This window comes from Pedobacter sp. MR2016-19, assembly GCF_014947265.1.
Taxonomy (GTDB): Bacteria; Bacteroidota; Bacteroidia; order Sphingobacteriales; family Sphingobacteriaceae; genus Pedobacter.
The window spans coordinates 65,754-77,718 of record NZ_JADCNK010000014.1 but is presented as its reverse complement, the minus strand read 5'-3'; the positions used below and the strand labels follow the sequence as shown (position 1 = coordinate 77,718).

Here is an 11,965-nt window from a genome sequence, read left to right as displayed (position 1 = left end):
ATTATTTTTATGATTATTTTTTAAAAAAAGAGGCTGAAATTACTTCAGCCTTTTTTAATATTTCTTAATTATAAACGAAAGTTGCTTTTTCACTTTCTATAATTAGCTATTTCTGCTCACCTTTTTCTACGAAACCTATAAACATGTATCAATATTGAAGCTTTAGAAATTTTGATAATTTTTCCATAACCTTCTGAAAGGCCTAAAGCCCCATTCGGTACTCTAGTTAACGCCTTAGAAATTCTTCCCAATCAGAACCTGATTGTTCTTGCCGATTTGTAATAAGGGCTGAGAATCTCATAAAGTTAAGTCATTAGATAGATAGCTTTTTTATTATAATCAAAACCATTTCTGCTCAAAAGCGATTTTAATATTAATCTATTTATTAAAAAACTAATTATAAAACAATGAGCAGTTCAAAACAAACCCATGATCATGCTACCATAAAAGCATGAGCAGAGGAACATGGCGGTGTACCGGCAATAGTTGCAGATACAGATAAAAAAAATGGTGGTGGTATTTTAAGGATACACTTTCCAAAACACAGCGATAGTTCTTCAGACTTAAAGGAAACAGATTGGGATACTTTTTTTAAGACCTTTGATGACAACAAACTTGATTTTTTGTATCAGGATAAAAAAGCAGATGGTGAAGAAAGTACCTTTCATAAGTTTGTAGAGCGTGAATAACAAAAAAGCCTGCTGAAATTAAATTTCAGCAGGCTTTTTAAATTGTATCCTGATCGTTAATTATAAACGAAAGTTCCTTTTTCGCTTTCGATAGTTACCTGTTTCTGATCACCTTTTTCTACGCGACCGATAATTTGCGCATCGATATTAAAGCTTCTAGAAATTTCGATAATGTGATCTGCAATTTCTTGTGGTACATATAGTTCCATGCGATGACCCATATTAAATACCTTGTACATTTCCTTCCAATCGGTGCCCGATTGTTCCTGTATCAATTTAAATAGCGGCGGAATAGGGAAGAGGTTATTCTTGATGACATGGATATCATCATTGATGAAATGTAATACTTTTGTTTGTGCGCCGCCACTGCAATGTACAATTCCATTGATCTGGCTGCGGTAGCTTTCTAAAATCTTTTTAATTACAGGTGCATACGTGCGCGTTGGCGATAATACCAGTTTACCTACAGTGGTTTTGCCGAAACCTTCAATCTCGATTTCTTCGGCCAATTGTTTCTTTCCGGAGAAAACCAGGTCGAAAGGTACTGCCGGATCAAAACTTTCAGGGTAGTTATTGGCAACAGCTTTTTCAAAAACATCGTGACGGGCAGAGGTTAATCCGTTCGATCCCATGCCACCATTGTATTCGGTTTCGTAAGTCGCTTGTCCCGATGAAGCTAAGGCCACAATTACGTCGCCAGGTTTAATGTTATCATTGCTGATGATGTCTTCGCGCTTTAAGCGACAAGTCACCGTAGAATCGACGATAATGGTTCTTACCAAATCGCCAACATCTGCCGTTTCGCCACCTGTTGAGTAGATGGAGATGCCCTGTTCGCGTAAGTCGGCTAAAATTTCTTCTGTTCCGTTAATTACAGCCGCAATTACTTCTCCGGGAATCAGGTTTTTATTCCGCCCAATGGTTGAGGATAACAAAATATTATCGGTAGCGCCCACGCAGATTAAATCGTCGATATTCATGATAATGGCATCTTGTGCAATACCTTTCCATACCGAAATATCACCGGTTTCTTTCCAGTATACATAAGCTAAAGAAGATTTGGTACCGGCACCATCGGCGTGCATGATGTTGCAATAATCCTCGTCACCACCTAGAATATCGGGGATGATTTTGCAGAACGCTTTAGGGAAAATTCCTTTGTCGATGTTTTTGATGGCATTGTGCACATCTTCTTTTGAGGCAGAAACGCCGCGTTGATTGTACCTGTTATCACTCATGTTGCCGCAAAGATAAGGTTTTAAGGGGAAAGACTAAAGCTAAATACTTAAGGTTTTTTATGGCTAAATGGCAAGGCTTTTTTACCACCTTAAGTACCTGGTTTGTTTACCACAAAGGCACAAAGAGCACAAAGATTTAAGGTTGTAAAAGGTAGGAGTTCGTTTTTTTTGGAAGTGAGCGTTCATTTTTCATGGCGGCTTTCAGCCCCGCTTTTCCTCCTGCCGTTTTAAATTTCTGGTATTAAAAAAACTGTCGATTAAAACGGCATCCGTACAATCGGGCTTAGGTACAGCGGGCTGATTCCTTGTGGCTGGGTTTTTTCCTGCACAGGCCTATCTAAAATAAACCTGATTGCATGGATGCTGTAAACGATGAATTAAAAATCCGGTGAAAAATTTACAGCAGGAAGGAAAGCAGGACTGTATTAACCAATGAGCACAGGTATTGCTTTCAAAAAAAAAGCCTTTGCCAACGTAAGCAATTTCGATTAGATCCTGAACCAAGTTCAGGAGGACGCTGTGGTGGGGATAACGGTAGCTAATTTAAGAGGTTTTGAAGTGAACGTTCGTATTCCATGGCGGCTTTCGGACCCGCTTTTCCTCCTGCCGTTTTAAATTTCGGGTATTAAAAAACTTTCGATTAAAACGGCATCCGTACAATCGGGCTTAGGTACAGCGGGCTGGTTCCTTGTGGCTGATTTTTTTCTTCTACAGGCCAATGTCATTAAGTTAAGCGCGGCGGTTGTCAGTCTGAGCGTAGTCGAAGACTTCTTGTGGTTGATAAATCGCAAATAAATGCCCTTGGACTACGTTATGATAGACAGAACCTCTCAGTACGGCCGTCATTCTCGCGCAGGCGGGAATCTTAAAGCGCTTGCATTACGATTATTCATAAGTTTCCCTTGTTTCAAAGGCATTCATGAGCACTCCGTGGTTCCCAATCAAGTTGGGAATGACGATTTCTTGCAGCCTATAATTCGCTAAAAATCTGTCATTCATATTGATTTATACCATAGATTACCCCTCAGGGTGACATCTTTTTGAGATTTATCCCTGAACTTAATGATATTTTGCACAGGCCTGGTTTAAATAAACCTGATTGGATGGATGCTGTGAACGATGAATTAAAGACATAGAAAAAAATTACAGCAGTAAGAAAAGCAGGACTGCTATAACCGAGAAGTACTGGTATTGCTTTTCCAGAAAAAAGCCTTTGCCAACGTAAAGCAATTTCGATTAGATCCTGAACCAAGTTCAGGAGTACGCTACTTCGGAATTGCAGCTGATGGACTTACTTAGTAGCGATCGTTGTAAGATTGCTTCATCGTTCCTCTTCGCAATGACGGATTTATGAAAACAAAAAAGGCGTAGAGTATAAACCCTACGCCTTAAACCTTTTAGCTTACGCCTTTCTTATTTCATGAATAATAATTCTCTGAATTTTGGTAAAGGCCAAACGCTATCGTCAACAATTTGCTCTAATTTATCAGCATGGTAACGGATGATATCGAAGTAAGATTTAACTTTCTCATCGTAGGCAATCGCTTTTTCGCGGGTATCTTCGATTTTGTTGGTTACTTTACGTTCTTCTAACATCGCATCGATATTGGTTTTTACAATTTCTAAGTGCTCAGTTAATTTTTTAACGATATCAATAGAAACTTTGCTATCTACACCAATTGCTTTTAATCCCTGTACGTTTGCGATTAAAGAATTTTGGTAAGCAATTGCAGCAGGAATAATAGCCGTGTTAGCTACTTCGCCCATTACACGTGCTTCGATCTGTAATTTTTTGTAGAAGTTTTCTAACATGATTTCATGACGGGCATGAATCTCACGTGCGCTATAAATACCAGTAGTAGCAAATAAATCAGCAGATTTCTCCGTTAAATAAGCATCTAAAGCTTTTGGTGTAGTTTTGATGTTTGATAAACCGCGTGCTGCAGCTTCATCTTCCCACTCCTGGCTATAACCATTACCTTCGAAACGGATGTTTTTAGATTCTTTGATGTATTTTTTGATCACAGTTAATAAAGCGATGTCTTTTTTATCACCTTTTTTGATCAATTTATCAACTTCAACTTTAAATTTAACCAATTGCTCGGCCATAATTGCGTTTAAGATCGTCATTGGGGCAGAAGAGTTTGCTGAAGATCCAACAGCTCTAAGCTCAAATTTGTTACCTGTAAATGCGAAAGGAGAGGTACGGTTACGGTCGGTATTATCTAATAAAATCTGAGGGATTTTAGGAATACCTAACCAAAGTGCATTATCTTCTTTGATTTTTTTGCTGATACGTGAGTGCTCAATCTCATCTAATACATCGTTCAATTGTGAACCTAAGAAGATAGAGATAATTGCAGGCGGCGCTTCGTTAGCACCTAAACGGTGATCGTTGCTTACTGATGCAATACTTGCACGTAATAAATCGGCATGCTCGCTAACTGCTTTGATGGTGTTTACAAAGAAAGCAAGGAACATTAAGTTGTTTTTTGGCGTTTTGCCTGGTGCCAATAAGTTTTTACCTGTATCGGTAATTAGCGACCAGTTGTTGTGTTTACCTGATCCGTTGATACCTGCATATGGTTTTTCGTGTAATAAAACACGGAAGTGGTGACGACGGGCAACTTTTTCCATCAAATCCATCAACAATTGGTTGTGATCGATTGCTAAGTTGATTTCTTCGTAAATTGGTGCACACTCAAACTGAGATGGTGCAACCTCATTGTGACGGGTTTTTAAAGGAATGCCTAATTTTAAAGCTTCGTTTTCGAAATCTACCATGTAGCTGAATACGCGCTCAGGAATAGAACCGAAATAATGGTCTTCTAATTGCTGGCCTTTAGCAGACATGTGTCCGAATAAAGCGCGACCAGTTAACAATAAATCCGGACGGGCGTTAAATAACGACTCATCAACAAGGAAATATTCTTGCTCAATACCTAAAGATGCATTTACTTTAGTGATGCTTTTATCGAAATACTGGCAAACATCAACAGCAGCTTTATCTAGTGCAGCTAATGCTTTTAATAAAGGTGCTTTATAATCTAACGCTTCCCCTGTGTAAGATACGAAAACAGTAGGGATGCAAAGGGTTTTACCTGCTTTACTTTCCATAATGAATGCTGGAGATGATGGATCCCAGGCAGTATAACCACGGGCTTCGAAAGTATTACGGATACCACCGTTAGGGAAACTAGAAGCATCTGGCTCTTGTTGAACTAAAGCGCTTCCTGCAAATTTCTCAATAGCTCCATCGCCACTTGGCTCAAAAAATGAATCATGTTTTTCAGCTGTTGTACCTGTCAACGGCTGGAACCAGTGCGTATAATGCGTTGCACCGGCACTCATTGCCCACGCTTTCATAGCGGTTGCAATTTGGTTGGCATCGTCTGAATTAATTAACTCACCCTGGTTGATAGATGATATTAATTTTTCATATACGTCCTTAGATAAGAAATCTCTCATTTTTTTCTTATCAAATACATTAGCGCCAAAAAAGTCAGAAATTTTTGCCGCTGGTGCTTTAACTTCTGGTGAAATTCTGTTTTGAGCCTCTTTTAATGCGATGGTTCTTAAGCTTTTCATTAATTCGTTATGTTTTTTGTCAAAAATAGTATATTTTATTAATTCTCGTCAAAGAATCGTGTTGTTTTTATGAATTTTATTGAAAATGAAATAAAAAAATGTTTTTCGGGTGAGAAATTTCATTTTTTGTAAAGAAAATAGATTTTTCGAATGTTTTATGGAATTGAAGATTTCGCTGCATCATGGTATAAAAATAAAAGCTATGTTCAACTCTTCAATTAACGTATACAAAACCGAGTGGCTCGATCTTGTATTTGCAAACCGCAACAAAAACTATGGTGCTTACGATTTAAGGTCTAAATCTTCGAAGATTATGACAAGGGCACTTTTTGTATCTGGAAGTTTATTTGTACTTGCCTGTTTCTCTCCCTTAATTTATGCAAAATTGGTTCCTAAAGAAGAAGCGGTTGTAGAAACGGCAAAAATTATAGACTTAACGGATGTGATTCACCAGATGAAACCGGATCTGCCTAAACCAGAGGAAAAACCTGAACCAAAAAAAGCAGAACCGGTAAAGGTTAAAACAGTAGCCTTATCCAATAATATAGTTGTCGTAAATAAAGTAAATCTTCCGGATCCGCCAACGATTAAAGAAATCGAGAATGCTGTGATCAGTGATAGAACACAAGATGGGATTGTAGCTCCAAATTTGGTTATTCCAGATACAAAAGGTAATGGTGATGGAGCAGGAACCGCTAAAGAAGGTAATGGACCCACTGAAGATAAAGAGATTTATTTAGGAGCTGATGAATATCCTGAATTTACAGGCGGTGCCAAAGCCTGGTCTAAATATATGGAGCGTAACTTAAGGTATCCATCAAGAGCTCAGGATGAAGGCGCAGCCGGAAAAGTATTTGTAAGTTTTGTGGTAGAAAAAGATGGTTCTATTACTGATGTATCGGTAATTAAAGGAATCGGTTTTGGCTGCGATGAGGAAGCAATTAAAGTGATTAAAAAATCGCCGCTTTGGAAACCTGGGAAAAATAAAGGTGTTCCGGTGCGTGTAAGGTATAATATGGCCATTAACTTTCAGATTTCTAATTAGAAAGGTATGGAAGATGTGCGATGGAAGATGGATGATGGGGGACTTTCTATTAACGCTCCTGGTTTTTAGGGAGATGTAGGGTTAGGTGGATTGAACGGTTTGGGCGGTGCCCAGGCCGTTTTTTATGTAATCTGATTTAAATAGTTGCGTCATTTCGAGCGTAGAGCAACGCAGTCGAGAAATCTATTATAGATCTCTCCATTTCGCTTCGCTTCAGTCGAGATGACGGCGCTATAAGGCACTCCGCTCGAAAGGATAACTAATAAATAAAAAATGGATGATGTTTTTTCATTCCATCATCCATTTTACGTTATCCATTAACTCTTATCCCTTGTTCTCAATCCACTTGCGTGCATTTACAAAGGCTTCCATCCATGGAGAAACTTCATCTTTACGGCCTTGCGGATAATTTGCCCAGTGCCATTGGAACAATGAACGCTCAATGTGCGGCATCATCACGAGGTGGCGACCACTTTCATCGCACAACATTGCGGTGTTGTAATCAGAACCATTCGGACTGGCCGGATAAGTTTCGTAAGCATATTTAGCTACGATTTTATATTTGTCTTCTGTGTATGGTAACGAGAATCTGCCTTCACCATGTGATACCCAAACGCCTAAAGTGCTTCCAGCAAGGCTTGATAACATCACTGAATTGTTTTCCTGTAAGGTTAAAGAAGTGAAAATACTTTCGTGCTTGCCACTTTTGTTGTGCAGCATTTTAGGTTTTTCTGCGTGGTTTTTATTAATTAAGCCCAACTCTACAAATAACTGGCAACCATTACAAACACCAACAGATAAAGTATCAGGACGGGCAAAGAATTTCTCTAAAGCTACTCTTGCTTTTTCGTTGTATAAAAATGCTCCTGCCCAACCTTTTGCTGATCCTAAAACATCAGAGTTAGAGAAACCACCTACTGCACCTATAAACTGAATATCTTCTAAAGTTTCTCTTCCCGTAATTAAATCGGTCATGTGTACATCTTTCACATCAAAACCGGCTAAATACATGGCATTGGCCAATTCGCGTTCGGAGTTACTTCCTTTTTCGCGGATAATGGCTGCTTTAGGTCTAGGTTTAGTTTCGTCGATTACAGGTTTCTTTCCATCAAATTGTAAAGGGAAAGTGTAATTTAAAACGTGGTTTTTATAATTGTCGTAACGTTCTTTCGCCAAACCGTTACCTGTTTGTTTGTTATCTAACAGATAAGAAGTTTTAAACCAAACATCACGTAAATGGTCGATATCAAAGTTGAAACTATCTGCAGCATTCTTAACTTCCAGCTTAGTTGATGTATTCACCTCACCAATTTTATGGAAAGCAACGCCAGCCTGGGCAAAAGTTTCTTCAACTGAAGCATCGGCCTGGAAAACAATGCCGATATTTTCTGCAAATAATACTTTAATGCTATCTGCTTCTGCTAAAGAAGACAAATCGATAGAAGCGCCTAAGTCGCGGTCGGCAAAACACATTTCCAATAGGGTTGTAATTAAACCACCACTACCAATATCGTGACCAGCTTGTATTTTATCAGCTTTAATTAACTGCTGTAATGTATTGAAAGCCGATTTAAATTGATCAGCTTCTTTTACATCTGGTGTTTCTGTACCTATTTTGTTTAAAATCTGTGCGAAAGATGAACCGCCTAATTTATAAGTATCATTAGAAAGGTTGATGTAGTATATCGATCCGCCATCTTTCTGCAATACAGGTTCAACTACTTTGGTAATGTCATCGCAATTTGCCCCGGCAGAAATAATTACCGTTCCTGGCGCAATTACATCACCATCTTTGTATTTCTGTTTCATCGACAATGAATCTTTTCCGGTTGGGATATTGATTCCTAAATCGATGGCAAAATCAGAACAGGCTTTTACCGCTGCATATAAACGGGCATCTTCACCTTCATTTTTACAAGCCCACATCCAGTTGGCAGAAAGTGAAACACTTTTTAATCCATCTTTTAAAGGGGCCCAAACAATATTCGAAAGTGATTCGGCAATGGCATTGCGGCTACCAGCAGCCGGATCAATCAATGCTGAAAGTGGCGCATGACCAACTGAAGTAGCAATCCCTTCTTTTCCCTGAAAATCTAAAGCCATTACACCACAATTGTTCAATGGCAATTGTAAGGGACCTGCACATTGCTGTTTGGCTACACGGCCACCCACACAACGGTCTACTTTATTGGTTAACCAATCTTTAGCTGCTACCGCTTCTAATTGAAGCACTTGTTCCAGGTAAGTATTTAATTGGGTAGCATCATAATTAAGTGCACTGTATTTACGATCTACCGTGGTATCTTCCATTACAACTTTTGGCGAGCTGCCAAACATGTCGGCCAACTCAAAATCCATAGGTTTTAAACCGGTATTGGCCGATTTGAAGGTGAAACGGTGATCGCCGGTAACTTTACCTACAGTATACATAGGTGAACGTTCACGGTCGGCAATTTTTTGTAAGGTTTCGATGTGCTCGTTGCCGATTACCAATCCCATTCTTTCCTGCGATTCGTTACCAATAATTTCTTTGGCCGAAAGGGTAGGGTCGCCCACTGGCAGTTTATCGAGGTTAATTAAACCACCGGTTTCTTCAACCAGTTCTGATAAACAGTTTAGGTGACCACCTGCTCCGTGATCGTGGATAGAAATAATCGAATTGTGATCGCTTTCTACCATACCACGAACGGCATTGGCTGCACGTTTTTGCATCTCAGGGTTCGATCTCTGGATGGCATTTAATTCAATGCCGCTTCCGTGCTGACCAGTATCAGCAGATGAAACTGCTGCACCACCCATTCCGATTCTATAATTTTCGCCACCTAAGATCACGATATTATCGCCTTCCTGTGGTTTAAGTTTTTGCGCCTGGCTGGCTTTACCATAACCAATACCGCCGGCAAGCATAATTACTTTATCGAAGCCAAGTTTTCTGTTGTTTTCTTCATGTTCGAAAGTTAATACCGAACCTGTAATTAGCGGTTGCCCAAATTTATTACCAAAATCGGTAGCACCGTTTGATGCTTTGATCAGGATATCCATTGGCGTTTGATACAGCCATTGTCTTTCTTCAACGCCTTGTTCCCATGGGCGGTTATCTTCTAAACGCGAAAGCGCAGTCATATAAACGGCAGTTCCGGCTAAAGGTAAAGAACCCTGGCCACCAGCCAAACGGTCTCTGATTTCGCCACCGGAACCGGTTGCGGCACCGTTAAAAGGCTCAACTGTGGTTGGGAAATTGTGTGTTTCTGCTTTTAAAGAGATTACTGAGTCGAAATCGCTAGTAGTGTAATAATCGGGCTCATCTGCACGTTTAGGTGCGAATTGCTGCACTTTCGGGCCTTTAATAAAGGCTACGTTATCTTTATATGCTGAAACAATATCGTTCGGATTTTCTTCAGAAGTTTTGCGGATCAGCTTAAACAATGAAGTCGGCTGCTCTACACCATCAATTACGAATTTTCCGTTAAAGATTTTGTGACGGCAATGCTCTGAATTCACTTGCGAGAAACCAAATACCTCAGAATCGGTTAAAGGTCTTTCTAGTTTTTTTGCTAATGTATTTAAGTACTCAACTTCTTCATCACTTAAAGAAAGTCCTTCCTGTTTATTATAAGCCGCAATGTCGATAATTTCTAAAATCGGTTCAGGTTTGATGTTGATGGTATATACCTCCTGATCAAGCTTATCGTATTTTTGAGAAAGCATCGGGTCGTAATCAGCAAAGTTTTCTTCAACCTGCTTAAATTCTTCAATCCTGATGATTCCCTGCATGTCCATGTTCTGGGTAATCTCTACAGCGTTGGTACTCCAGGGGGTAATCATTGCCGCTCTTGGTCCAACGAAAAAACCTGTCAGGGCTGTTTCTTGCGAGATTTTGGCGCCGCCAAATAACCATTCAAGTTTAGTAATATCAGTGGTAGAAAGCGCTTTGTCTGTTTGTAGAACAAAAATCGCCTGCGATTGACTAAGGAAGAAATGAATCATGCTTTTTTTTTGAAGTTGCAAAAATAGCTTTTTAAAATGAAAAAACTGGTGTGCTACAGTGATTGAATTATTGAATTTTGAATGATTGAATGTCAAAATATAAAGATTGAATGAGAGAATTATTGAATGAGAGAATGGCCGATGATGGAATGAGTGAATTTTGAATGAGAATGTTGAAATAATTATTGGTTAATTCAGTTAGAGAATGCGCATTTTTGTTAAGCGCTAAGTCGCTCATTTACTCAGTCAAAATTCAATCATTATTTATGCTTCGCATCCACCACATTGCCATTATTTGTTCTGACTACGAAAAATCGAAATATTTTTATGTGAATAAATTGGGCTTTACTGTTTTGGCTGAGGTTTACCGTGCTGAAAGGAAATCGTATAAACTAGATCTTGCCGTAAATGGTGTGTATCAGATCGAGCTTTTTTCTTTCGAAAATCCACCTGCACGTCCGTCGCGGCCAGAGGCTCAGGGTTTACGTCATTTGGCTTTTGAGGTGGAAGATATTGAGAAGGAGATTTCGCGGTTAAATGATCAGGGGATTGTGACTGAGCCGATCCGCATTGACGAATTTACGGATAAACGTTTTACTTTTTTTGCTGATCCGGATGGTTTACCACTAGAACTGTACGAGGTTTAAGATGAGTGTTTTTAAATTCAAGCAGTTTGAAGTCGATCAGACAGGTTGCGCCATGAAGATTAATACCGATGGGGTTTTAATTGGCGCTTTGGCAAATCACCATGCGCCTAAAAACATATTGGATATCGGAACAGGTACCGGAGTAATTGCATTGATGTTGGCGCAACGTTTTCCTGATGCAAATATACATGCAGTAGAAATAGACGGACAAGCAGCAGAAACAGCGGGAAAGAATTTCAAGTCGTCAGTTTTCAGTGAGCGGTTAAGTATTAACCATATCGCAATTGAACAATATAACAATAATGAAAAATTTGATCTGATTGTTTCCAATCCACCTTTTTTTGTAAACGACTTAAAGAACGAAGAGATTAGAAAAGGTATCGCCCGGCATGCAGGTGAAGATTTTTTCAGCTTATTGGTTGAAAAATCAAGCTCACTTTTGGCTGATGGAGGATTGATCTGGCTTATTCTGCCAATAAAACAGGCGGATGAAGTGATTGCGATCGCATCCCAATATGATTTATCGCTTGCTGAACGGATCAATATTCATTCCGATGAAAATAAGCCAGCTTTCAGGCAGATGATCTGTTTGAAAAAAGGCAAAACGCTTTTAAAAGAAAGTGATTTTAATATTTACGAATCTTTAAATGAGCATACCAAAGCATATAAGCTTTTACTGAAAGATTTTTTTCTGGCTTATTAGAGTTGGTTTAAAAGCTTCCTTTCGAAAAGCAAGAGTGTTTACCGAAGAACGCCGTCAATCCCAGGAGC

General features: G+C 39.2%; 6 protein-coding genes. 3 read left to right on the top strand and 3 right to left on the bottom strand.

Going from position 1 to position 11,965, the window contains the following annotated elements:
- Positions 1 to 745: 745 nt before the first annotated feature.
- Positions 746 to 1,927: an AIR synthase related protein gene (locus tag IM793_RS17260; RefSeq protein WP_193423488.1), complete on the bottom strand. Its 1,182-nt coding sequence runs from the start codon at positions 1,925 to 1,927 to the stop codon at positions 746 to 748.
- A gap of 1,413 nt (positions 1,928 to 3,340) precedes the next feature.
- Positions 3,341 to 5,515: a glutamine synthetase III gene (locus IM793_RS17255; RefSeq protein ID WP_132396485.1), complete on the bottom strand. Its 2,175-nt coding sequence runs from the start codon at positions 5,513 to 5,515 to the stop codon at positions 3,341 to 3,343.
- Positions 5,516 to 5,672: 157 nt separating this feature from the next.
- Here IM793_RS17255 and IM793_RS17250 point away from each other — a divergent pair, with 157 nt between their 5' ends.
- Positions 5,673 to 6,560 (top strand): energy transducer TonB, encoded by an 888-nt coding sequence (locus tag IM793_RS17250; protein ID WP_193423486.1) that lies wholly within the window; start codon positions 5,673 to 5,675, stop codon positions 6,558 to 6,560.
- Positions 6,561 to 6,884: 324 nt separating this feature from the next.
- Here IM793_RS17250 and purL read toward each other — a convergent pair whose 3' ends face one another.
- Positions 6,885 to 10,610, bottom strand: a complete 3,726-nt coding sequence (purL, locus tag IM793_RS17245) for a phosphoribosylformylglycinamidine synthase (protein ID WP_370629808.1) — start codon at positions 10,608 to 10,610, stop codon at positions 6,885 to 6,887.
- Between the two features lie 203 nt (positions 10,611 to 10,813).
- Between purL and IM793_RS17240 the strand changes: the two genes are divergently transcribed.
- Positions 10,814 to 11,194, top strand: a complete 381-nt coding sequence (locus tag IM793_RS17240) for a VOC family protein (RefSeq protein WP_193423481.1) — start codon at positions 10,814 to 10,816, stop codon at positions 11,192 to 11,194.
- A gap of 1 nt (position 11,195) precedes the next feature.
- Positions 11,196 to 11,897, top strand: a complete 702-nt coding sequence (locus IM793_RS17235; protein WP_193423479.1) for a tRNA1(Val) (adenine(37)-N6)-methyltransferase — start codon at positions 11,196 to 11,198, stop codon at positions 11,895 to 11,897.
- The last annotated feature ends 68 nt before the right edge of the window (positions 11,898 to 11,965 follow it).